Origin of the sequence: Lewinella sp. IMCC34183, assembly GCF_003390915.1 — a bacterium.
Taxonomy (GTDB): domain Bacteria; phylum Bacteroidota; class Bacteroidia; order Chitinophagales; family Saprospiraceae; genus Neolewinella.
This window is the reverse complement of record NZ_QMEM01000003.1, coordinates 487,697-510,440: the sequence shown is the minus strand read 5'-3', so window position 1 is coordinate 510,440 and position 22,744 is coordinate 487,697. Positions and strand designations below refer to the sequence as shown.

16 protein-coding genes and 1 tRNA gene are annotated in these 22,744 nt (G+C 64.6%); 11 read left to right on the top strand and 6 right to left on the bottom strand.

Going from position 1 to position 22,744, the window contains the following annotated elements; genetic code table 11:
- Positions 1 to 94: 94 nt before the first annotated feature.
- Positions 95 to 1,951 (bottom strand): DNA mismatch repair endonuclease MutL, encoded by a 1,857-nt coding sequence (mutL, locus tag DQG19_RS09715; protein WP_116126055.1) that lies wholly within the window; start codon positions 1,949 to 1,951, stop codon positions 95 to 97.
- A 42-nt stretch (positions 1,952 to 1,993) separates the two neighbouring features.
- Positions 1,994 to 2,314, bottom strand: coding sequence for a hypothetical protein (locus DQG19_RS09710; protein ID WP_116126054.1), 321 nt, complete (start codon positions 2,312 to 2,314; stop codon positions 1,994 to 1,996).
- 187 nt (positions 2,315 to 2,501) lie between these two features.
- Between DQG19_RS09710 and DQG19_RS09705 the strand changes: the two genes are divergently transcribed.
- From DQG19_RS09705 to metF, 6 genes are all read left to right on the top strand, one after another.
- Positions 2,502 to 2,867, top strand: a complete 366-nt coding sequence (locus DQG19_RS09705; protein WP_116126053.1) for a BlaI/MecI/CopY family transcriptional regulator — start codon at positions 2,502 to 2,504, stop codon at positions 2,865 to 2,867.
- A complete protein-coding gene (locus DQG19_RS09700) occupies positions 2,864 to 4,174 on the top strand; it encodes a M56 family metallopeptidase (protein WP_116126052.1) in 1,311 nt (436 codons plus the stop codon). The genes DQG19_RS09705 and DQG19_RS09700 overlap by 4 nt, the downstream gene beginning before the upstream one ends.
- 119 nt (positions 4,175 to 4,293) lie before the next feature.
- Positions 4,294 to 4,791, top strand: a complete 498-nt coding sequence (locus DQG19_RS09695; protein WP_116126051.1) for a hypothetical protein — start codon at positions 4,294 to 4,296, stop codon at positions 4,789 to 4,791.
- A gap of 37 nt (positions 4,792 to 4,828) precedes the next feature.
- Entirely contained in the window at positions 4,829 to 5,332 is a 504-nt protein-coding gene (locus tag DQG19_RS09690; protein ID WP_116126050.1) for a DUF6702 family protein, read from the top strand.
- Between the two features lie 47 nt (positions 5,333 to 5,379).
- The gene (locus DQG19_RS09685) at positions 5,380 to 6,456 is read left to right on the top strand and encodes an ATP-binding protein (protein WP_116126049.1); all 1,077 of its coding nucleotides are present in this window, start codon (positions 5,380 to 5,382) and stop codon (positions 6,454 to 6,456) included.
- Positions 6,457 to 6,752: 296 nt separating this feature from the next.
- Positions 6,753 to 7,715 (top strand): methylenetetrahydrofolate reductase [NAD(P)H], encoded by a 963-nt coding sequence (gene metF, locus DQG19_RS09680; protein ID WP_116126048.1) that lies wholly within the window; start codon positions 6,753 to 6,755, stop codon positions 7,713 to 7,715.
- Between the two features lie 45 nt (positions 7,716 to 7,760).
- On the opposite strand, the gene DQG19_RS09675 is transcribed toward metF, so the two are convergent.
- Positions 7,761 to 7,834, bottom strand: a tRNA-Met gene (locus tag DQG19_RS09675).
- 196 nt (positions 7,835 to 8,030) lie between these two features.
- Here DQG19_RS09675 and DQG19_RS09670 point away from each other — a divergent pair.
- The 4 genes from DQG19_RS09670 to DQG19_RS09655 all read left to right on the top strand — a co-directional run bounded on the left by DQG19_RS09670 (position 8,031) and on the right by DQG19_RS09655 (position 16,087).
- Positions 8,031 to 9,860 carry a cytochrome-c peroxidase gene (locus DQG19_RS09670; protein ID WP_116126047.1) on the top strand — a complete coding sequence of 610 codons (1,830 nt, stop codon included), beginning with the start codon at positions 8,031 to 8,033 and terminating at the stop codon, positions 9,858 to 9,860.
- A 101-nt stretch (positions 9,861 to 9,961) separates the two neighbouring features.
- Positions 9,962 to 14,065, top strand: a complete 4,104-nt coding sequence (locus DQG19_RS09665) for an alkaline phosphatase PhoX (RefSeq protein WP_116126046.1) — start codon at positions 9,962 to 9,964, stop codon at positions 14,063 to 14,065.
- Between the two features lie 69 nt (positions 14,066 to 14,134).
- A complete protein-coding gene (locus DQG19_RS09660; RefSeq protein ID WP_116126045.1) occupies positions 14,135 to 15,037 on the top strand; it encodes a leucine-rich repeat domain-containing protein in 903 nt (300 codons plus the stop codon).
- A gap of 48 nt (positions 15,038 to 15,085) precedes the next feature.
- Complete coding sequence (locus DQG19_RS09655) at positions 15,086 to 16,087, top strand: alpha/beta fold hydrolase (protein WP_198661699.1); 1,002 nt, start codon at positions 15,086 to 15,088, stop codon at positions 16,085 to 16,087.
- Positions 16,088 to 16,097: 10 nt separating this feature from the next.
- Here the strand turns inward: DQG19_RS09655 and DQG19_RS09650 are convergent, their stop codons facing one another.
- Entirely contained in the window at positions 16,098 to 16,865 is a 768-nt protein-coding gene (locus tag DQG19_RS09650; protein WP_116126044.1) for an NIPSNAP family protein, read from the bottom strand.
- A 103-nt stretch (positions 16,866 to 16,968) separates the two neighbouring features.
- Between DQG19_RS09650 and DQG19_RS09645 the strand changes: the two genes are divergently transcribed.
- Complete coding sequence (locus tag DQG19_RS09645; RefSeq protein ID WP_198661698.1) at positions 16,969 to 18,240, top strand: alpha-amylase family glycosyl hydrolase; 1,272 nt, start codon at positions 16,969 to 16,971, stop codon at positions 18,238 to 18,240.
- Positions 18,241 to 18,311: 71 nt separating this feature from the next.
- On the opposite strand, the gene DQG19_RS09640 is transcribed toward DQG19_RS09645, so the two are convergent.
- Together DQG19_RS09640 and DQG19_RS09635 are read right to left on the bottom strand one after the other, a co-directional pair.
- A complete protein-coding gene (locus DQG19_RS09640; protein ID WP_116126043.1) occupies positions 18,312 to 19,178 on the bottom strand; it encodes an aldo/keto reductase in 867 nt (288 codons plus the stop codon).
- A gap of 131 nt (positions 19,179 to 19,309) precedes the next feature.
- On the bottom strand, positions 19,310 to 22,711 hold the full coding sequence (locus DQG19_RS09635) for a HEAT repeat domain-containing protein (RefSeq protein WP_116126042.1): 3,402 nt from the start codon (positions 22,709 to 22,711) through the stop codon (positions 19,310 to 19,312).
- Positions 22,712 to 22,744: the final 33 nt, after the last annotated feature.

Here is a 22,744-nt window from a genome sequence, read left to right as displayed (position 1 = left end):
CGATGATTTGTAACACAATGCGCGGAGGCGCCCTGCGGTTCCCCGCGGCACGGGTCAGGGTCGCCCCGATAGCGAAATGACCGGCCGGGGTGGATCAGGCGGGACCGTCGAACAGCCGCTCCACCTCTTCGAGTTCGTAGCGGACGTAGCAGCGCCGGCCGTTAGGGGCGGTGCGGGAGTTCGTACAGGCAAACAGGCGGTCGATCAGCGACCGCATTTCAGCATCGTCGAGCGGGGTGCCCCGTTTGGTGGCCGCGGCGCGGGCGAGGGTACGCGCCAGGCGTTCGTGGCCGCCGCTGGCGAGGTCTACGTTGGACTTGTACTGCTGCAGCAACTGCTCGAGCAGTTCCAGCTCGTTGTTGCGGCCGGCGAGCTCCGCGGGGATGCCCCGGACGATGAAGCTGCCGCCGCCGAAAGCCTCGAGGTCGAAGCCGAGCTGGTTGAGCTGGGGCAGGAGGGAGGCCATGAGCTCCGCCTCGACGTGGGGCAGGTCGAGGGTCTGGGGAAAGAGGGAAGTCTGGGAAGCGGCCGGCTTTTCGCGCAGCGTACGCAGGAAATTTTCGTAGAGGATCCGCTCGTGGGCCGCCTGCTGATCGACCAGTAGCCAGCCGCTCTTGATGGCACTGACGATGTACCGCTGATGGAGCTGGTAGGGCGCACGGCCGTGGACGGGCGGGGTGTCGGTTTCTTCCTCCCGGCCCATGCGGCTCTGCAGTACCTCACCGGTGTCGGTGTCGACCTCGACTTCCAGGTTGTTGTAGAGTTGCTCCCAGTTGCGCAGATTGTTGGCGTGACGGCGGGCCTCCGAGGGCGGATTCTGGGAGGGTGTACGCGGCGTCTCGCGGTTCATCTTGCTGGGCAGCGCCTCGTCGGGATCGGTGGGGGCGTGGGCCGGCTTCAGGTGGGTGCGGGAAGGGGAGAAGGGGTTGTCGGACTCGAAGTCGATGGTGGGCATGATGCTGGCGCGGCCGAGTCCGTGGCGGATGGTGGCCTTGAGGTAGTTGTAGATGAGGCGCTCGTCCTCGAACTTGATCTCCTGCTTGGTGGGGTGGACGTTGACGTCGATGCGCGCGGGATCGATCTCCAGGAAGATGACGTAGAAGGGATAGCTCTCCTTGCTCAGCAGCTCGTCGTAGGCCATGGTGACCGCGTGGTGGAGGTAGCTGCTGCGGATGTACCGCTCGTTGATAAAGAAGAACTGCCCCACCTTGCTCTTGCGGGCGGCTTCGGGCTTGCCCACGTAGCCGCTGATGCTGAGCACGTCGGTGGATTCCTCGACGGGCACGAGCAGGTCGCGGTACTTCTTGCCGAAGACGGCGATGATGCGCTGGCGGACATTGCCGGCGGGAAGGGACAGGTCGAGTTTATCGTCGACGTGCAGGTCGAAGCGGATCGAGGGGTGGGCCAGCGCGATGCGGATGTACTCCTCACGGATGTGGCGCATCTCGACGGAGTCGCTTTTCAGGAAGTTGCGGCGGGCGGGTACGTTGTAGAAGAGATTGCGCACCGCCATGCTGGTGCCGGCGGGGGCGGCGACGGGCTCCTGTACCGTGACCTCGCTGCCTTCGACCAGCAGGCGGGTACCGAGCTCGTCGGGTGCCCGCCGCGTACGCAGTTCCAGCTGGGCGATGGCGACGATGCTGGCAAGGGCTTCGCCGCGGAAGCCCATGGTATGGAGGGTGAAGAGGTCGTCGGCGGTGCGCAGCTTGGAGGTGGCGTGGCGCTCGAGCGACATGCGGGCGTCGGTTTCCGACATGCCGCAGCCGTTGTCGATGACCTGGATGAGGGTCTTACCGGCGTCCTTGACGATGAGGCTGATCTCGTCGGCCCCGGCGTCGACGGCGTTTTCCACCAGTTCCTTCACCACGCTGGCCGGTCGCTGGATGACTTCTCCGGCGGCGATCTGGTTGGCTATGGCGTCAGGTAAGAGGTGGACGAGGTTATCCGTCATACCGGGGTATCAGCAGTTGAGAGAACCACAAAGTACGCAAGATTAGCCCATCATCCGCTCCAGCTCGGGCATATAGACGTAATAAAGGATGTAGGTGACGACCGCCAGCACGATCATGATGATCACGAGGCTAAGGTTGGATTTGCGTACCCGCTCGTTGCGGTAGCGGCCCGCCGCTTCACCGCCGGCCCCCTTGCGGAAACCGCCGCGGAGGCGCTCCTTCATGCCGTCGACGCCGCCGTTCTGCAGCGTTTCGATGCGGAGCCGCCGTTCTTCGGCTTCCTCCTTTTTAGGATCCCAGTAGCGGGGCTTGTAGGAGAACTGTTGATTGCGGGGGGTCTTGAAGAGGCGGAGAAAGGCCATTTCGCGGTAGTTTATTCGGTAAAATAACGGGTGGCGGGCGGAAAAGATGCAGGGCCGGTGGGGAGTGGCGGGTGGGTAGTTGGCCGGTGCGCTACTGGCCGGTCGACTAGTCGACCGGCCAGTAATCGTACGGACCAAACTTGCAACTCTACGTTACATAACGTATATTTACGTTAACCAACGCGCCATGAAGCCACTAACCAAAGCCCAGGAAGAACTGATGCACCACGTCTGGGACATCGGCGAATGCACCGTCGGTACCCTGCGCCACCACCTCGCGGGCAAGACCGGCAAGAAACCCGCCCACAGCACCATCAGTACCCTCATGCTGGCCCTCGACGAGCGCGGCTACCTCACCCACCGCGAATACGGCCGCACCTTCGTCTATACCCCACGCATCAGCCGGGAGCAGTACGGCCGCCAGCGGCTGCGCCGCCTGGTCCAGCGCTTTTTCGGAGGCTCCGGGTCGGCCGCGGTCAGCTACCTGGTCAAGGACGAAAACCTCAGCCTGGACGAGCTCAACGCCCTCGTCCGCCAACTCGAAGAAGAATGACCATCAACCTCATCCGCTACCTGCTGGAAACCACGCTCGTCTGGGCGGCCCTCCTTATCTTCTACCGCGCGGTGCTGCAAGGCAGCGATCGGTGGCGACTGCGGCGCGCCTATCTCCTGGTTTCGTTCTTGCTCGGCGTCACGATGCCGCTCCTGCCGTCCATCCACCTGCACGCCTCCGCCGCGGCCCGGCTGCCTGCCCGGCTCATCGATTATATGGTGCCCGCAGCATCCGCGGCTGCCCAACCATCTGCCGCTGCCGCCCCCGCACTGAGTTACGGCCAGTTGGCGCTGCTCGTCTGGCTGGGCGTTGCCGCGCTGATCCTGGGAATGTCCCTCTACCGGCTGGCCCGGCACCTGCGCCCCGCCGCCGGCCACGGGGAGACCTTCGCCGGATTCCGGGTCGTGCGCAGTCCAACCGTGAACAGCCCCTACGCCGCCCTGGGCCGGATCTACCTGCCCCTTTCGCTGCCGCCCGAACTTGAACGCACCGCCCTGCTCCACGAGGCCGCCCACCTCCGTCACGGGCACTTCCGTGAGCGGATGCTGCTGCTGGTCGGGACCGCGCTCTGCTGGTTTCATCCCCTTGCCTGGGTATACGCCCGCCTGCTGGCAGAAGTCCACGAATACGAGGCCGACGCGGCGGTCGTCCGGGAAGTACCCGCCAAAACCTACGGCCGGCAGTTGCTGCACGCCACCCTGGCCCCGCGCCCGGTGCTCGGCCTCTTTTCTTCACCCATCAAAAAGCGCATTACCATGCTGACCGATTCCCTGCCTACCCACCGCCTGCGCCCCCGCCACGGGACGCTGCTGCTGTTGCTCCTGACCGCCCTGCTGTTCGCCTGCACCGGCGAGGACCTCGGGGAAGAACTCGTACCCAACAGTGCAGCCCGCGATTTCTCCCTGCCGGCACTGCAAAACGACGACACGGCCCCCGTGCCGCTGAACGATGAGTTTCCCACCTTTCTGCACGGCTTCTACTCCCAGGTCCGCTACCCCAGCGTTGCTCGCGAGGCCCGGGCGACCGGCACCGTGAGCGTAGCGGCCCGGCTTACCCGCGACGGGGAGGTCGAAAGCGTGTCCGTCACCCCCGCCGGAGCGGAGGGAACGCCCGGTAACGAGGCGCTGGTGGTGATCGGATATTCCGATACCCCGGGCGACTACACGGTACCGGCCACCGCCGACCACGGGCTACGGGAGGAGGTAGAGCGGGCCTTCCGCGCCATCGGTCCGTTCCGTCCGGCCACGTCTGAGGGGCAGCCCGTGCCGGCCCTGCTGAAGTTTGACGTCCGCTTCGGCATCGAGTAGGGCGGCGGCGCGCGGGTGCGGGGTTGGTGGGGTGACGTTCCTCTCAACTGGCCCGCAACCCGACGCCCCCGCCATCCGTTTCCCAGCAGCCCCAACCCACCAACCGAACCAACCAAGCCGTGAACACGCTACTTTCTACCTTTTCCCTCCTGCTAGGCCTGACGTTTTTTCTCACTACCGCACCGCTCGCCGCCCAAAGTGGTGACGCCCTGCCGACCCTCCGCGAAATGCCCGAGGGCACCAACCCGCAGCGCCACCTGCTGCAGACCTTTTACGAGCAGGTGAAGTTCCCGAAGGTGGCCCAGGAGGCCCGCCGCGGCGGTGCCTACCTGCTGACGATCACCATCGACCCTTCCGGAGCCTCCACCTGGACCGCCGTCCCCCTCACCGCCTCCACCAAGCCGGCCAATCCCATCAACCTGGCCGTCGTGGCCGCCGACCGGACCGCCGGCGCGACCGTCTCCGGGCAAATGAAGGTGAACGCCGACCGGGCACTCATTGAGGAGACCGAGCGCATGGGGCGCTACCTGGTCGATATCGGATTCACCCCGGCCGTTCGGCAGGGTACGCCCGTAGCCGACAGCCTACAGCTGGCCGTCTACTACCGGATGGAGTAGGGGAAGCCGTACCTTTGCCCCGCCCAATCCCCGAACCATGCCTCTCCTGATTGCCTTCCTGCTCTGCTTCGCCCCACCCGTCCACGATTACCACGTGAGCAAGACCAACGTGCGCTACGTCGCCGACCGGACGCAGGTGCAGGTGGAAATGCAGGTCTTCGTTGAGGACCTGGAACTAGCGATCGCCGACGCCGGCGGACCCGCCCTGGAAATCGGCACCCCCGACGAGCACGCCGAGACCGAACGCTACCTGACGGCCTACCTCGACCGCCACTTCGGAATCAACTGGAACGGGAGCGCCCTGCCCGTACAGCTAGTAGGCTACGAGCTGGAGGACGATATGCACGGACTCTGGATCTATCTGTCCGCCGAAGAAGTCACCGGTCCCGAGGGCATCACGGTGGAAAACAGCGTCCTGACGGAGTACTACGCCGACCAGAAAAACATTGTCAAACTCTTCAACGGCAAGGAACGGCTGGCAACCCTGCTGATGGACCGCAACCGCCCCGCCGGCAAGTTCCGGGCCCGGACGGACCGTTAAGGCCCGGTCTGCGGCTTACCTTCGGCCATCTAGGACCCACCCACCGCATGAGCGAAGCAGACATTTTACGCCCCCACGCCGAGGATGCCTACGCCTCCGAGCTAACCGCACTGGCGGCCGCGGACACCGCCGTGCGCCCCGACGGCTGGCGGCTGAGTCCCCGCGCCGTGGTGCGCTACATCATGGGCGACACCCTGGAGGACGGCACCGAGATCACTACGAAGTATTTCGGCGACCGCCGCCTTATCGAAGTGGCCGTGGCCAGCCTGGTCACCGACCGGGCCCTGTTGCTCGTCGGCGTGCCCGGTACGGCCAAAACCTGGGTGAGCGAGCACCTCACCGCGGCGATCAGCGGCGATTCCACCCTGCTCGTACAGGGGACCGCCGGTATGAGCGAAGATGCCCTCCGGTACGGCTGGAACTACGCGCGGCTGCTCTCCGAAGGCCCCAGCGAGTCGGCTTTGGTGCCTTCCCCGGTGATGGTGGGCATGCGGGAGGGCAAGCTGGTCCGGATAGAGGAACTTACCCGCGTACCCAGCGACGTGCAGGACGCCCTCATAACCGTACTTTCCGAAAAGATCCTGCCCATTCCCGAACTTGGCCGCGAGACCCAGGCACGGCGCGGCTTTAACGTGATCGCCACCGCCAACGACCGCGACCGGGGCGTGAACGAACTCTCCAGCGCCCTCCGCCGCCGCTTCAACACCGTGGTCATGCCCCTGCCCGCTACCCTCGAGGAGGAGGTACGGATCGTCACCGATCGCAGTCGCGCCGCCGCCGAGCGAATGCAGCTTCCTCCCGTACAGCAGGACGCCGCCGCCGAAATTACCCGGCTGGTGACCATCTTCCGCGAGCTGCGCAGCGGCCGCACCGAAGACGGCCGTACCCAGCTGAAGTCGCCCAGCTCCACGCTCTCTACGGCGGAGGCCATCTCGGTCATCAACCAGAGCCGCGCCCTCAGTTACCACTTCGGTACGGGCGATATTGCCACCGAGTACCTGGCGGCCAGCCTGTCGGGGGCCGTCGTCAAGGATCCCGCGCAGGACGGTGCCGTCTGGCGGGAATATCTGGACGTGGTGGTGCGGAACCGGAAAGGGTGGGAGGATCTTTACGCTGCACTTTAGTAGACGCCGGGTCGCTGCACTTTTGGCTGGTAGAAGCTCGCGTTGCTCGCAATAGACGCCGGGTCGCGTTGCTCCCGTCGGTATAGGTGGGGTAGATTTCAATCCTTTGTAATAGCTGTGTAAGGGCTGACTATAAAACCGCAACTATTTACCTTCGCTTTCGTAATAGATTACTCACAAACCCCTATCGGCGAAGCCTCTACCGTCAGGAGCGAAGCGACTGACTCTACTGGCGGCAGCTTCTACCGTGACCGAAGGGAACGCTACCGCCAGGAGCGAAGCGACTGACTCTACCTATGCGCGTTACCGAACATTTTGAACGGGCCGAAGGCCAGACCCTTATCAGTTTTGAAGTACTGCCCCCCCTCAAGGGCGGAAGTATGCAGGCCATCTTCGATACCCTCGACCCCCTGATGGAGTTCGAGCCGCCGTTCATCGACGTGACCTACCACCGCGAGGAGTACGTTTACAAGAAGCGCCCCAGTGGCTACTACGAGAAGACCGCCATCCGCAAGCGCCCCGGTACCGTCGGTATCTGCGCGGCGATTATGCACCGCTACGGGGTGGATGCCGTACCCCACCTGCTCTGCGGCGGCTTCACCAAGCAGGATACCGAGAACGCCCTGATCGACCTGGCCTTCCTCGACGTACAGAACGTCCTGGCCCTCCGCGGCGACGCCCGCAAGTTCGAAGGCCGCTTCGTGCCGGAGAAGGAAGGACACCATTTCGCCTGTGAGCTGGTAGGACAAATCGTCGACATGAACCAGGGACACTACCTCGACGAGCTCGTCAAGGACGAGCACGCCAGCAAGACCAACTTCTGCGTCGGCGTGGCCGGCTACCCCGAAAAGCACTTTGAGGCCGCCAACCTCGAGCACGACCTGCGCTACGTAAAGCAGAAGGTAGAGGCCGGGGCCGACTATATCGTCACCCAGATGTTCTTCGACAACCAGAAGTACTTCGACTACGTCGACGCCTGCCGCAAGGTCGGCATCAACGTGCCCATCGTACCGGGCCTGAAGCCCGTCACCAAGCTGTACCAGCTCAACTCCCTGCCGCGCCTCTTCCACGTCGACCTGCCCGATGCGCTGGTATCCGAAATGACCAAGGCCAAAGACGCCGAGGCCCGTACCCAGGTAGGCATCGAGTGGTGCACCGCCCAGAGCAAGGAACTCAAGGAGCGGGGCGTGCCCTGCCTCCATTACTATACGATGGGGGACAGCTCCACCATCCGGGCCATTGCCGAACAGGTGGCCTAAACCGAAAAGCCCCCCCGATCACCGATCGGGGGGGCTTTTTCCTAGTAGCGCGAGGGTGACTCGAACACCCGACCTCAGGATTATGAATCCTGCGCTCTAACCGGCTGAGCTACCGCGCCATTTCACTCCATCGCGCGGCCCGGGCCCCGCGATTCGTGTAAGCGGCGGCAAAGATATACCGCCCGGTGTATTAAACCAAATCACCGGTGTAACCCCGGTATCTTTCTTTCCGGTACCGATCCGGACGGCATAGCGTTACGCAAGGTTGATGTACGCTTAACCCCCAGGTAAAGCGGGCCGGATACCTTGGGGCCCATGAAGCGTATGCTCCTTTTTCTGCCAGTGGCCGTACTGTTTATCCTCGCGCCGGCCGCCCGCACCCTCCCGTACGCGCAGGGGGAGCCCGCCGCCTACGCCGGGTTCGTGGACCGCGCGGCGGCCCTGGTAAATACGGCCGCCGCCTACCGCGCCGGTACCGCCACCGCAGCCGAACTGCGGGCAGCGGTAGGGGAGGCCCGCCGCGCCTACAAGCGGACCGCGTGGCTAACCGAGTTCTACTATCCCTCCTTCGCGACGAAGCACTTCAATGGCGCGCCCCTGCTTAAGGCCGAGAAGTACGGCACCCACTCCACCGTGGAGCCGCCGGAGGGCCTGCAGGTACTCGATGAGCTCGCCTACGCCGATGCGCCCAACGCGCAGCAGCTCCTCACGCTGGCCCGGCAACTGCACAACCAGGCCGTACTGCTCGCCGCAGAGGTGGCCGCCCGCCCGTACCCCCTGGACGAGGTCGTCGAAGCCCTGCGCACGGAGCTCGTCCGTATTCCCACCCTCTACCTGACCGGCTTCGACACGCCGGGTTCGTTGGCGGGAATTAGCGAATCTCGGGCATCGCTGCAGGCCCTGGCCGGGGTGCTGGCGGAGCAGCAACAACTCGACGTATGGCCCGCCCACGCCGCCGTGCTATCGCAACTCACCGCGGCGGCGGCCGCGCTCGAGCACGCCACCGACTTTGCCGCCTTCGACCGATTGGCTTTCCAGCGCGATCACCTCAACGGCATTTACCGGGGGCTGGGCGAGCTGCAACGGCAGGCCGGTCTGCCCGCCGCGGTACGCTTCCCGACCGGCCGCGACCCCCGCGGGCAGACCCTCCTCTACGCCGACGACTTTCTCGACCCCTACGCCTATACCGAGCTCACCGCCGGGGAAGACAACCCCGCCCTGCGCGCCCTGGGGCGGGAACTGTTCTACGACGCCGGCCTGAGCCGGTCGGGCACGCTGAGTTGTGCCAGCTGTCACCAACCGGAGCGGGGCTTCACCGACGGGGCCGACGGTACCCGGGCGCGCAACGCCCCAACGCTGATGAACGCCGTGTACGCCGACCGCTATTTCTATGACCTGCGCGCCTTTTCGCTCGAGCAGCAAGCGGAGCACGTGATCTACGACCACGGCGAATTTGATACCGACTACGCGGGTATCGTGGAAAAACTGCGCGCGGACGACGCGTACCGCCACCGTTTCCGCGTCGCCTTTCGCGATCGGCGTCCTATCGATCACGCAACCTTCAGTGCGGCCCTCGCCAGCTACGTCCTTTCGCTGCGCTCTTTCAACAGCCCCTTCGACCGCTACGCCCGTGGGGAAACCGACGATCTCGACCCCGCCGCCCAGGTGGGCTACAACCTGTTCATGGGGAAAGCCGCCTGCGGTACCTGCCACTTCGCACCCACCTTCGCCGGACTCGTACCGCCGGCCTTCGCCGAGAACGAGAGCGAGATCCTCGGGGTACCCGCCGATCCCCACGCCTGGACGAAAACCCTCGATCCCGACCGCGGGCGCGCCGCCGGCGGACTGGCCCACGAGGCCGTCTGGATCTACGAACGCTCCTTTAAGACGCCGACGGTGCGCAACGCCGCCGTGACGGCCCCCTACTTTCACAACGGGGCCTACCACAGCCTCGACCTCGTGGTCGACTTCTACGACCGGGGCGGGGGGGAAGGCCTGGGGCTTGCGGTAAGCAATCAGACGCTTCCCCCCGATCCATTGCAATTGTCAGGGGAGGAAAAGCAGGCCCTGGTAGCTTTCCTGGAAGCCCTGACCGATGTGCCCGACCCGGCAGGTCTTTCGGAAACCAGGGTGAACGGAAAGTAAACGACATTAATAAACTGTGAAATCAATTCACTTAATGTTGTCTTAATTCACAGGTCACTTGGGCCGGGGATATTTGAGCTTTCTCAAATCAACCCAGCTTTATGTTCCCAAGAACTACTTATCTCACCCTATTGCTGCTCGTACTCGCTTCGGCGGGGATGTCCGCCCAGCTACAGTATACCTCCGTGCGCATCGCGGCCACGAGCGACGACGCCGAAGAGGCCGGCGCCGACGCCTCCAACCCCGGAGCCATGGACCTGGGCAGCTCCGACGTCGAATTGACGCGCGACGGCAACAACCAGTACATCGGACTGCGCTTCCCCGGCCTGCAGGTGCCCGCCGGTGCCTTCATCACCAACGCCTACCTGCAGTTCACAGTGGACGAAACCGACAACCTGGACGGCACCGTATTCATCATGGTGGAAGACACGGACGATGCGGCAACCTTCGATGAGCAGCCCTTCTCCATTTCCAGCCGCGCCGTAGTGGCCGATACGGTCAGCTGGTCCGACATTCCCGAGTGGACCTCCGCCGGCGATGCCGGGGAGGACCAGCGCACTCCTGACCTGGCCAGCCTGGTGCAGGCGGTAGTCCGCCGCGACGGCTGGGCCGCCGGCAACGCTATCTCCTTCATCCTCACCGGTACCGGCGAGCGCACCGCGGAGTCCTACGACGGTACCGCAGCCGAAGCTCCCATGCTGGTGGTCGAGTACGTGGAGGCGGTAACCGCTACCTTCTCCCTTACCGCCAGTGCCGACGACGTAGAACGCAACCTCAGTAGCAACACCACCGACGTGACCAGTTCCGACCTGGAGATCACCACCGACGGTAGCCCGCAGGTAGTGAGCCTGCGCTTCCCGGAAGTGAACCTGCCGGCCGGATCGACGATCGGGGAGGCCTACGTTCAGTTCACCGTAGACGAAGTAACTACGGGCGGGAACGTAGATGCCATGATCCTCTTCGAGCAGTCGGGCAACCCGGCTCCGATGGGCAGCACCTTCGACCCCACCACGCGCGACTTCGGCCTGGAAGTCTTCTGGGACGATCTGCCCGACTGGCCCACGGTAGACGTGGCCGGACCTAACCAGCGTACCCCCGACCTGTCCGGGTCGTTGCAGGCCGTAATCAACCGCGAGGACTGGCGCAGCGGCAACCCCGTGCTGATCGGCCTGGTCGACCCTGTGTTCCTCAACGTACCCGGCTACGCCGGCAATACCGGAAAGCGCACGGCACAGAGCTACGACAAAAGCCCCGAGGCCAGCGCCAAGCTGGTGGTAACCTACTACCCCCCGCTGGCCTACCAGCCCGGTGACTTCCCCATCGCCGCCGGCTCGTCCTGGAAGTACCTGGACAGCGGCGTACCCCTCGACGGCGAGGCCTGGTTCGCCCCCGATTATGACGACGCCGACTGGGCCTACGGCGATGCCGTGCTCGGCTACGGCGACGACGTTTCCACCGAGATCAGCTTCGGCAACGATACCCTCAACCGGCACGTAACGACCTACTTCCGCCACACCTTCGAAGTGGAGAACGCCAGTCAGTACGACAGCCTGCTCTTCGACGTGCTGCGCGACGACGGCGTGATCGTATACGTCAACGGCACCGAAGCCTTCCGCCAGAACATGCGGGTGGGACCGGTAACCTTCGACGACTACGCCCAGAACAACGTGGCCGGGCCGGCCGAGCAAGCCTACTTTGAAACCAAGACCGGTAACCTGCTCACCGACGGTACCAACGTGATCGCCGTGGAGCTGCACCAGTCAGACCCGACCAGCGACGACCTGGCCTTCGACATTAAGGTGGACTTCACCCTGCCCCCCCTGGAGCCGGCAACTTACCCCCTGGCCAAGGGCTCGGCCTGGCACTATCTCGACAAGGGCCGTTCCCTCGACACCGTGGCCTGGAAGGATACGACCTACGCCCGCTTTGACGACGCCTGGGAGTGGGGTTACGGCCCGCTGGGCTACGGGGGCCCGGTCGCTACCCAACTCGATTTCGGACCCAACGAGGCCGACCGCTACGTCACCACCTACTTCCGCCGCGAGATCGATATCGACCCGGCCAGTCTGCCCGACAGCATCCAGCTGGGCCTGCGGCGTGACGACGGGGCCATCGTATACCTCAACGGAACCGAGGTACTGCGCAGCAACCTGCCGGCCGGCGACACCGTCGACTACCTCACCTACGCGACGGCGACCATCGGCGGTAGCCAGGAAGAGGACTACGTGACGACCACCCTGCTGCCGAACGCCTTCCGCCCGGGGGTGAACACCCTGGCCGTGGAAATCCACCAGGCTACCCCGAACAGCTCGGACCTGGTGTTTGACCTCTACCTCGATGACGCTCCCGTGGTCAATCCGCCGGCCCTCGGCTGCGCCGAAGGCGAGGACCACATCGGATGTTTCACGTCGATCGCCCCCACGGCCCAGACGACCAACCTGATCATTCCCGACGCCAGCCACCGCTTTCAGCAGCTGCACAAGCAGGGCACCGCATACACCATCGGCGGCGGGACCGTACCCGGCAACCACGACTTCACCGCCTACGTACCCATCGAGGGCAGCAGTGAGGTAGGCTACCTGAGCATCAACCACGAGAACACCCCCGGCGGGGTTTCTATGGTGGGGCTACACTACGAAGCCGGCGCCCGCCTCTGGCAGATCGACAGCTCCCAGGCCGTAGACTTCTACAACGATGACCTCGTCACCACCACCCGTAACTGCTCGGGCGGCATCACCCCCTGGGGGACGGTCATTACGGCCGAGGAAACCGGCAACGCCGGCGACGCCAACGGCGACGGCTACACCGACGTGGGCTGGCTCGTAGAGATCGACCCGGTCACCGCCCGCGTCCGCGAGTACGGCAACGGCAAGCAGGAAAAACTGTGGGCCATCGGCAATATCAGCCACGAGAACGCCCTGATCCTGGACGACGAGGTCACCCTCTTCACCGGGGAGGACGGCGGCTCCAGCGCGCTCTTCAAGTTCGTAGCCGATAGCCCCCGCGACCTCACCAGCGGTACCCTGTACACCCTCGTGCTGGACGCCGGCCTGGAGGGCTACGAACCCAACGGAACCACCGGTACCTGGGTCGAGGTCCCCAACACCACCAAGGAGGACCGCAACAATACGCGGGCCCTGGCGATCGCCCTCGGAGCCACCAACTTCAACGGCATCGAGGACGTGGAGGTCAACCCCCTCACCGGCCAGATCTACTTCGCTGCGAAGGGCGCCAGCCGTACCTACCGCTTCACCGACGGCCCCAACGGCGTCACCGACTTCCAGACCTTCGTGGGCGGCATGAGCTACGTGCTCAACACCGTCGACGGCGTGTTCGTCGAGCCCTGGGGCGGCGGCAACGACAACCTGACCTTCGACGACCGCGGCAACCTGTGGGTACTGCAGGACGGCGGTAACAACTACATCTGGATGATCCGCCCGGACCACACCCAGGCCGCCCCCAAGGTGGAACTGTTTGCCAGCATGCCCGTAGGCTCGGAACCCACCGGCCTCACCTTCAGCCCCGATTACCGCTTCGGCTTCTTCAGCGTACAGCACCCCAGCGGAGCCAACCAGCCCCAGGAGGACGCCACGGGTGAGGAGATCGCCTTCGACGCTTCGGCTTCGGTGGTCTTCTCGGTCGGGGCGGAGCTCGGCGAGCAGGCGCCGGTCGTGGATTTCGTATCCGACGTGCAGCAGGTCAAGCAGGGCGAACAGGTCACCTTCACCGACCTAAGCATCAACGGAGTGACCGAGCGGCAGTGGGTCTTCGACGGCGGCGTACCCGCCATCGCTACCGACTCCATCGTCAGCGTACGCTACGACGGGCTGGGTTTCTACCGGGTACAGCTCACGGCCACCAACGGCCAGGGCGGTGACACCCTGGTACGGGAGCAGTACATCGAGGTGGTCAACTCCACCGGCGTCGACGAACTCGCGGCGGCCACCGGCCTCTCGGTGTTCCCTAACCCGACGACCGGTCAGTTGTCCATCCGCATGGAGGACACCGACGGCCTCGACCTGACCTTCTCCCTCTACGACGTACAGGGCCGGATGCTCACCCGCCTCGACCGCGTCAGTGGCTCCACGGGCGCGCGCACCTGGACCTACGACATCGCCCGCCACGGCACGGCCAACCAGTTGGTCGTACTTAAGATTTCCACCGGCGACCGGGTCACCCACCGCCTGATCCACTTCAGCCGCTAAGCGCGCACAGTCTTTTTAGCTGCCCGACGGGCCGGTCCGCCGGCCCGCTCGGGCACTTTTCATTTCCGTATGAACCAATTCCTACTCCTGCTCGCCCTGTTCGCCGCACCCGCGCTCGCCGCCCAGTACGCGAACACCGATTTACCCGTATACGAGGAAGTGGCTACGGCCGCCCGCGCCCGCCCCGCCGCCCGCCAGCTCAACCTGCGCGACCACCACCTCTTCCGCCTGCCCGCAGGCACCGAAGACCTGCACGACCTCACCTACCTCAGCCTGATGCGCAATGGCCTGGAACACTGGGACGACCGCCTCAACGGCCTGCGCCGCCTCGAGATCCTGAACCTACAGGAGAACGCCCTGCGCGAGCTGCCCGCCGCCCTGGGCGACCTGCGCCGCCTCACCCGCCTCGACCTGACCCACAACCACCTGAAGGCGCTGCCCCCGGCGATTGGCCGCCTGCGCCGCCTGACCTACCTGCACCTCGGGCTCAACGAGCTCGACCGGCTGCCGCCCGAGCTGGCCCGCTGCCGCCGGCTCGCGCTGCTCGACCTGAGCGGCAACCAACTCAGCCGCCTGCCCGCCGACCTGCACCGCCTGCGCCGCCTCACCCACCTGAACCTGGGCTACAACCAGCTACGGGAGGCGGACGCCCGCTGGGAACAGCTGGAAGCCCTGACGGAACTCAACCTGGAGGCCAATCGCCTGCGTACCCTGCCCGCCGCACTGGGTCGCCTGACCGGTCTGCGCTCCCTGGTGCTCACCGACAACGAACTGACCGAACTACCCGCCGCCCTCACCGACCTGGGCGCGCTGGAGCTGCTGATCCTGGCAGATAACGACCTGACCGAGCTACCGGCCGACCTCACCGGTTGGCGCGCGCTGCGTACCCTGGTGCTGACCGGTAATCCGCTACGCGCAGGGGAAGTGGAGCGCATCCGCCGCGCCCTGCCCGAGTGCCGGGTTTACCCCTGAATTGAACTTTGGGTGGTGGGGTAGGGGTTGCACGGGGAAATACCTCCGATGATCCGCCACCTCCTCGTTCTGCTCCCTCTCCTGTGGGCCACCGGGCTGACCGCTCAGTCCGACTCCATCCGATCGCTCGATCCCCGGCTGAGCGACTATGACTACCCCTATCCGACCGAAATGTACACCTTCTCGAGCCAGTTTCAGGAACTGGAGATGGCGTACATGGACGAAGCACCGACCGGTGAAGCCAACGGGCGCACCATCGTCCTGCTGCACGGGAAAAACTTCAACGGGGCATACTGGGGCGAAACGATGACCTTCCTGCTTGAGGAGGGCTACCGCGTGATCGTGCCGGACCAGATCGGCTTCGGCAAGTCGAGCAAGCCCGCCCGCTACCAGTTTACCTTCCAGCAGCTGGCCCACAATACCCGCGCGCTGCTCACTTCCCTGGAGGTCGACCGGGCCATCATCCTCGGCCATTCCATGGGCGGCATGCTCGCCACCCGCTTCGCCCTGATGTACCCGGAGGCGACGGATCGCCTGATCCTGGTCAACCCCATCGGGCTGGAGGACTGGAAACTGAAGGTTCCCTACCAGACCGTCGAAGACTGGTACCGCGGTGAAATGCAGAAGGACTACACCTCTATCAAGGAATACATGCGCGAGAGCTACTACGCCGGCAACTGGTACCCCCGCTACGATCCCCCCGTGGAGCTGCTGGCCGGCTGGACCCGCCACCCCGACTACCAGCAGGTAGCCTGGAACGCGGCCGTGACCTACGACATGATCTTTACCCAGCCGGTGGTCTACGAGTTCGGGGAGCTGCGGGTACCTACCGTCCTGATCATCGGGACCCGCGACCGCACGGCCCTGGGCAAGAACCTGGTGAGTGAAGAGGTGGCGGCGACCATGGGCCGCTACGACGTGCTGGGCCAGGAGGTCGCGGACCGGATCCCCGACGCCGAACTCATCGAACTGGCCAACATTGGCCACCTGCCCCAGCTGGAAGCCTTCGGACTGTTCGATAAGGCCCTGCGGCAGGCGTTGCAGGAGTAGCCCCCCGGTCCTAGGCCGGCACCAGGAAGGTGCGCAGGATATTGGATACCGAGTTGGCGAACTCCGGCAGGTCCTTGATGCGGGTCCACTCGGGGTGGCTGCCGAACTTGCCCCAGTTGGCGTCGCGCTCTTCCATATCGTCGAACTGCAGCAGGTAGACCAGGCAGGGGCGGTAGGGACCGGCGATCATGTCGCCGTAGAAGACGGCATCGAGGTCGGTATCCTTGAAGATCTGGATCTCGTGGTCGTTGAACATGCGGATCTTGCGGCGGGTGGCGTCCTCGGAGTAGCCCTGGTAAACGCGGAGTTCGAAGAGGCCGGCGTCGGCGTCAGTAGCCACGGCTTGCGGCATACCGTCGAAGGCGTCCATGAGCCAGGAAGAGAAGCGGTCGTAGATCGGTCGGTCGGCGGGTACCGCGTCGTAGGCTTCGGCGGCCACGGCGTAGACCGAGTCGTCGCCCAGCGACTGGCAGGCCACGTAAGTGGCGGCGTCGGGGTAGGCGATCATGACGTGCAGCTTGGCCGGGTCCGTCTTGCCGTACTCCCGGAAGAGCTGGTACTGCGTGGCTCCCTTGCGGCGGAGCGCGGGTGCAAGGCTTTCGTTCAGGTAAGTCGTGAGCATCCCCTGGTTGCCGCCCCAGGCCATTTCGTACACGCGCCATTCGATGATTTCCTTACCGGCGGCCGGTGGGGTAGTGGATTGGGCGTGGAGGCTCTGCCCGGCGAGGGCGGCGGTGCCCGCGGCGGCGGCGGCCCGGACGAAGTTTCTGCGTTGCATGCTTGATCTTTTGCGAAAGATAGAACTTCCGGCCGGCTGCGTCACTATACAGACGGGACCGCCACCATTGGTCACCCGTTCACGCCCTTAAACCCCCGTTCCCTTGCAGCACCCCGATTGGTCCCGCGACGCCATCCTATACCAGATCAACACCCGTCAGTTTACCGAGGAAGGCACCTTCCGCGCCGCCGCCGCGGAACTGCCCCGCCTCCGAGAACTGGGAGTTGACATCCTGTGGGTCATGCCCATCCACCCCATCGGCGAGAAGAACCGCAAGGGTGAACTGGGCAGCCCGTACTCGATCCGCGACTACTACGGCGTCAACGAGGAGTTCGGGACGCTGGACGACTTCAAGTCCTTCGTCACCCAGGCCCACGAGCAGGGCCTGCGGGTCATCCTCGACTGGGTCGCCAACCACACGGCCTGGGACAACGTCCTGGTCGACGAGCACCCGGAATGGTACGCCCGCGACTACAAGGGTGACTTCCGGCCCACGCCCTGGTGGGACTGGTCGGACATCATCGACCTAGACTACAAGCAGGAAGGCGTACGCACCTACATGCGCGAAGCGATGGAGTACTGGGTCCGCGAGTGCGACATCGACGGCTACCGCTGCGACGTGGCGGGCTACGTGCCGGTTGATTTCTGGGAATCCGCGCGCGAAAGCCTGGATGCCATCAAGCCCGTCTTCATGCTGGCCGAGTGGGAAGCCCGCGACCTGCACCGCAGGGCCTTCGACGCCACCTACGCCTGGAGCTGGCACGAAACGCTGCATCGCATCACCCACGGCAAGGAGGGGGTCGGTGCCCTGTTCGTCTATTACTCCTGGAACGAGCGGGCCTGGCCGGAGGCCGCCATGCGGCTCACCTTTACCGACAATCACGATAAAAATGCCTGGGAGGGCACCATGTACGAAATGCTGGGCGATGGCCTGGAGTCCTGTATCGCACTGTCCTTCCTGGGCGAGGGGATACCGCTGATTCACAACGGACAGGAAGCCGGCCTGGACAACCGGCTGGCTTTCTTCCGCCGCGACCCGATCGAGTGGCAGGAGCACGCCTTCGGCGACCTTTTCCGTAAGCTCATCGCCATACGGAAGGCAAACACGGCCCTGGCCAACCCGCCCTGGGGCGCTACGATGATCCGCGTCCCCAATAACTACGAATCCGAGGTCCTCAGCTTCGTGCGGCAGGACGATAACGGCAAGGTCTTCGCCCTCTTCAATTTCTGCGGCGAAGCGCGGGTGGTACGTTTTTCCGAAAGCCTGTATCCCGGGGTATACACCGACGGCATGACGGGTACCGAGCAGGAAATCTCCGAGGGGGAAGAGGTGGCACTGGGGCCATGGGAGTGGAGGGTTTTTGTTAGCAAGTAGCTTTTAGCAAGTAGGGGGTAGCGCGCACGATGGCGGCTACCCCCTACTTACTATACGCTACAAGCTAAATGCTACGCATTGATCTTGTCCAGCGCTTGCACGTCCTCCGCATCAAGGTTGATGGCGGCGGCGCGGGTGTTCTCCTTCAGGTGTGCTACCGAGCTCGTGCCGGGGATTGGCAGGATGTTGTCGCTGTGGGCCAGCAGCCAGGCCAGGGCGATCTGGTAGACGCTGCTGTCGTACTTCTTGGCGATCTTCTGCAGGATTTCGTTCTCCAGGGCACCGGCGTCGAGCGGGTACCAGGGGATGAAGGCGATGTCGTTCTCGCGGGTCCAGGCGACCTCATCTTCCCACTGCCGGTCGGTGAGGCTGTACTTGTTCTGTACGCTGACGACCTGGAAATGCTGCTGGGCCTGCTTGATCTGCTCTACGCTGACCTCCGAAAGGCCGAGGTGGCGGACGAAGCCCTGCTGTTGCAGCTCGGCGAGCTTGCCCAGGAATTCGTCGGCGGGCACCTTCTCGTCGAAGCGGTGGAGCTGGTAGAGATCTATGCGCTCGATCTTCAGGCGCTTAAGGCTGCCCTTGAGGGCTTCCTCCAGGTGCTCGGGGCGGCCGTTGACGGGCCATTCGTTGGGTCCGGTACGTTCCAGACCGCCCTTCGTGCCGATCAGGAGTTCGTCGGGGTAGGGGTGCAGGGCCTCGGCGATCAGCTCTTCGGATACGTTGGGGCCGTAGCTGTCGGCGGTATCGATGAAGTTAATGCCGAGGTCGCGGGTCGCCTTCAGTACCCGCAGGGCCTCATCCCGGTCCTTTGGGGGACCCCAGATGCCCTCGCCGGTAATGCGCATGGCACCATACCCCAGCCGATGGATGGTGATATCCCCGCCCAGTGTGTAGGTGCCGGATTGTGCTGCGATGTCGGTTTGCGTGGTTGCCATAGTATAATGTTGAGAAGTAGAAATAGGGTTTGGTCGAAAAGGCGCCGGTAGGGCGCGGTAGTTATATAAATCATACACTATATCTAACGGCTTACGCTGGTGGTAGTTCTCCAGTTGCCCGCTCTATACGGCTACCGGGAGGGCTCCTCCCCGTGCAGACTGGCCAGGTAGGCGACTACGTCGCGGATCTCGCGGCGCGACAGCCGGTTTTCCATCGACGGCATACTGGACGGCAGGGTGGTCTGCTCCGCGATATTGTCGAGCGGGATGGTTTGGATCTCTTCCCTGCCGACCTGCAGTTTTATCGCCTCGTTGGTACGTTCCAAGACGGTTCCGGCAGTTTCCGTACCGTCGGTGCGGGTCACGTAGAGCGTCTCGTAGCCGGGGGCGAGGCGGGCGCTCGGCCGGATGAGGGCTTCCAGCAACTGCCGGCGGTCGAGGCGGTCGGCGATGCCCGCGAGCCCGGGGCCGACGTTGCCTCCGAACTCGAAGATGGTATGGCAACGCACGCAGTTGGCTGCCTCATTGTTTACGAAGAGCTGCTGCCCCCGCCGGGCGTTACCGCCCTCCAGCGCGAAGGTGTTGAGGCCCAGGTCACCGTCGATCTTGCCGGCGTAGCCGGTCAGGAGCGCGTTCAGGTTGGGGTCGCCGTGCTGCTCGACGGCCTCCGCCAGGTCGAGGCGTACCTCGGTGGGGAGGTTGTCGGACTCGAGCCGTTCGAGCAGGCGACCAAACAGCGCGGTGGAGGATTCCCCCGGTATTTCACTGAGCCCCTGCAGGGCGGCCTGCTGCTCGACCACCGAGCCCCGCTGCAGGATGCGGTCGTAAAGCACGACCGAGCGCTCCTCCGGGATCGAGGATCCGGGCAGGATCTCCAGGGCCCGGGCCCGTACCGCTCCGTCCCGGTCGGCCAGTGCGGTCTCCAGGTGCTGGTCCAGGTCCGGCGTGTTAAGCCGACTGAGCGCGTCCAGGGCTTCGATGCGTACCACCGGTGAGCGGTCGCGCGCCAGTAATTGGGCCAGTTGCGGAGCCGTCTCCTGCAAGTTCAGCCGTCCGGCCGCGGCGATCGCTGCCTGCCGTACCGTTTCATTTCTGTCACGGAGCAGCGGGGAGATTGCTCCGGCCAGTGCCTCGCCAGCGAGGGTGGAGTCCCGCACCAACTCACCCCGGTAACGTCCGTCGACCCGGTCAAAGATGGAGGGGTGGCCCCAGGAGGCCAACGTAGAAAGGGCTTCCGCCCGCAGCTTGGCCGGTACGCCGGTACGGGCGGCGAAGGCCACCAACCGGTCCACACTCTTTTCACCGCCGACCCGCAGGTTCGCGTTGATCGCCCGCCGCAGTAGCGGTTCGGAGGTAAAGCGGGTCTCGTCCAGGGTGGCCGCCAGGGCCGGCAGGGCATCCTCGATCGAGTAGTCGTCGTTGATCCCGCGGGCGGCCTCGGCTACGATGTATTCGTCCGGGTCCGATAGAAAGCGGGCGATCTCCGGAGACTCCATCCGCCGCAGCGCCACGACGGCCACGGTGCGGAGTTCCCGCGACGGGTGATCGATCAGGGCGGCCAGTGCGTCCGCGTCACCGATGCGGCCGAGGGCGATCATACCACCCATGCGCAGGTACATGTCCGCACCGTCGTTTTCTTCCAGTACGGCCAGGATCGGCTCCACCGCCGCGGCATCTTCCGTCCGGCCCAGTGCCTCGATCGCCATGAAGCGCACCCGGGGCTCCGCGTGGCCGAGCGCCGCGATCAGTTCGTCGCTCGCCCCGGCGTACCGTGCGTCACCGATCATCCGGACGGCCTGGGCGACGATCTCGGGGTCGCGATCCGTGAGTAAGGGTACCAGATCGGCGGCGACTTCCTGGTCCTTCCGGCCCAGCTGACCGAGCCCCCAGATCGCATGAATGCGGGCCAACTGACTTGTATTTTGAAGGGCGTTGGCCAGTAGGACCTCAGCCCCCGCGTCGCCGCGGCGTACTAGCTCGAACTGGGCGTTGCGCCGCACCCGCTGGTCCTGGTGGGCCAGTAACAGGGCCAGGGAGTCCGGGCCTACCTCCGTCAGGTCGCGCGTCAGCAGGCGGTGTGTCTCGGTACGGATCGGAGAGTTCACTTCCCCCGGCACGTCGAGCTTCCAGATGCGACCGGCGTCCTTAGGGTCCCAGCCGTTGAGCCAATCGCCGAAGTAAAGCGCGCCCTCGGGCCCGAAGTCGAGCCCGGTGGGTAGCAGTCCGGTAAGGATCTCCCGGGTGCTGTCCAGCACGAAGCCCGCCCCCGCCGGCTTCAGCGTGAAGGCGTGGATCGGGGAGTTAGACGGGTTGCCACGGAATTCCGCTACGAAAAAGTGCTTGTAATATTCCGGTCCCAGGGCCGTGCCGGGGTTATAGACGAAGCCGGTCGGGCCGTTCACATAGTTCTGAATGGGCGGCAGGAAGTAGGCCGCCTGACCCTCCTCCCGGGGCAGGTGCATGCGCTCGTCCATCCACACTTTGTAGTCGTTATTCAGGGGGTCGGTGTACTTGCCGAACTGCCAGTTGATGCGCCAGCCGGAGTCGGAGCCGTCGATGAGGTACACCAGCCGCTCCCGCTCCCCGCTGTGGTCGCCGTCGTTGTCGACGGTGATCAGGTTGCCGTAGTCGTCAAAGGTAAATTCGTGGGTGTTCCGGACGCCCATCGCGAATACCTCGAAGTTGCTCCCGTCCGGGTCGCAGCGCACCACGGTACCCCGGTTGGGATACTTATGCCGCTTGCCTTCCTTATCCACTACGTTCATGCCCACGTCGCCGGCCCCCCACCAGATGCGGCCCTGGGGACCTACGGTGACGCCCGACATACCGTGGCTGCCGAAGCCGATGTGGACGATCCAGCCGTGGTTGATCGACGTCGTCTCGTCGGCAATGCCGTCGCCGTCGGTGTCCTTCGTCCGCCACAGGTCCGGGCCCACGGAGATATACACCTCGCCGTTGTGGTACTCAACGCCGTTGGCCAGGTCGGTGATCTCCTCGTTAAAGTCCTCCAGGTAGCGCTGCGCCCGGTCGGCCACGCCGTCGCCGCTCCGGTCCTCCACGAACCATACTTCCTCCTTCTCCACGGTGAGGTCGCGCCAGTCGCGGACGCCATCGCCGTTGAGGTCCTGTAGGTAGCGTTCCGACTGCTCGCTGTCCGTCGTGAAGGTTTTGTGCAGAAAGGCGCGGCGGTCCTCCACTGTCTGAAAGGAGATCGAGGCCGTCATCCAGTCGCGGTGCCCCCGGATATCGAATTCGGAGTATTCCTGTCGCGTAGCGCTGGTAAAGTAAATCTTACCGTCGGGCGCCACGCTGATGGCCACGGGGTCGTTGACCAGCGAGTCACCGGCCCAGAGACTTAGCTCCAGGTCGTCCGCTACTTGCACGTTGGCCTCGGCCCGGAGCTTTTGGGCGATCGTGGCGGCGCTGTCCGCCCGCAGTTCCACCACCCGCGGTTCGTAGCGGGGCGGCTCCGGGGGGGCGGGGGCGCAGGTGCAGAGAAGAGTCAATAACAGCGGGATCAGGGTACGATGCATAATCGAAGTATGGTCTGATAAGGTACGTAAGTC

Excerpts from the sequence above, each read along its gene's own strand:
- mutL (WP_116126055.1), bottom strand. The coding sequence starts at position 1,951 with ATGACGGATAACCTCGTCCACCTCTTACCTGACGCCATAGCCAACCAG.
- DQG19_RS09710 (WP_116126054.1), bottom strand. The coding sequence starts at position 2,314 with ATGGCCTTTCTCCGCCTCTTCAAGACCCCCCGCAATCAACAGTTCTCC.
- DQG19_RS09705 (WP_116126053.1), top strand. The coding sequence starts at position 2,502 with ATGAAGCCACTAACCAAAGCCCAGGAAGAACTGATGCACCACGTCTGG.
- DQG19_RS09700 (WP_116126052.1), top strand. The coding sequence starts at position 2,864 with ATGACCATCAACCTCATCCGCTACCTGCTGGAAACCACGCTCGTCTGG.
- DQG19_RS09690 (WP_116126050.1), top strand. The coding sequence starts at position 4,829 with ATGCCTCTCCTGATTGCCTTCCTGCTCTGCTTCGCCCCACCCGTCCAC.
- DQG19_RS09685 (WP_116126049.1), top strand. The coding sequence starts at position 5,380 with ATGAGCGAAGCAGACATTTTACGCCCCCACGCCGAGGATGCCTACGCC.
- metF (WP_116126048.1), top strand. The coding sequence starts at position 6,753 with ATGCGCGTTACCGAACATTTTGAACGGGCCGAAGGCCAGACCCTTATC.
- DQG19_RS09670 (WP_116126047.1), top strand. The coding sequence starts at position 8,031 with ATGAAGCGTATGCTCCTTTTTCTGCCAGTGGCCGTACTGTTTATCCTC.
- DQG19_RS09665 (WP_116126046.1), top strand. The coding sequence starts at position 9,962 with ATGTTCCCAAGAACTACTTATCTCACCCTATTGCTGCTCGTACTCGCT.
- DQG19_RS09660 (WP_116126045.1), top strand. The coding sequence starts at position 14,135 with ATGAACCAATTCCTACTCCTGCTCGCCCTGTTCGCCGCACCCGCGCTC.
- DQG19_RS09655 (WP_198661699.1), top strand. The coding sequence starts at position 15,086 with ATGATCCGCCACCTCCTCGTTCTGCTCCCTCTCCTGTGGGCCACCGGG.
- DQG19_RS09650 (WP_116126044.1), bottom strand. The coding sequence starts at position 16,865 with ATGCAACGCAGAAACTTCGTCCGGGCCGCCGCCGCCGCGGGCACCGCC.
- DQG19_RS09640 (WP_116126043.1), bottom strand. The coding sequence starts at position 19,178 with ATGGCAACCACGCAAACCGACATCGCAGCACAATCCGGCACCTACACA.
- DQG19_RS09635 (WP_116126042.1), bottom strand. The coding sequence starts at position 22,711 with ATGCATCGTACCCTGATCCCGCTGTTATTGACTCTTCTCTGCACCTGC.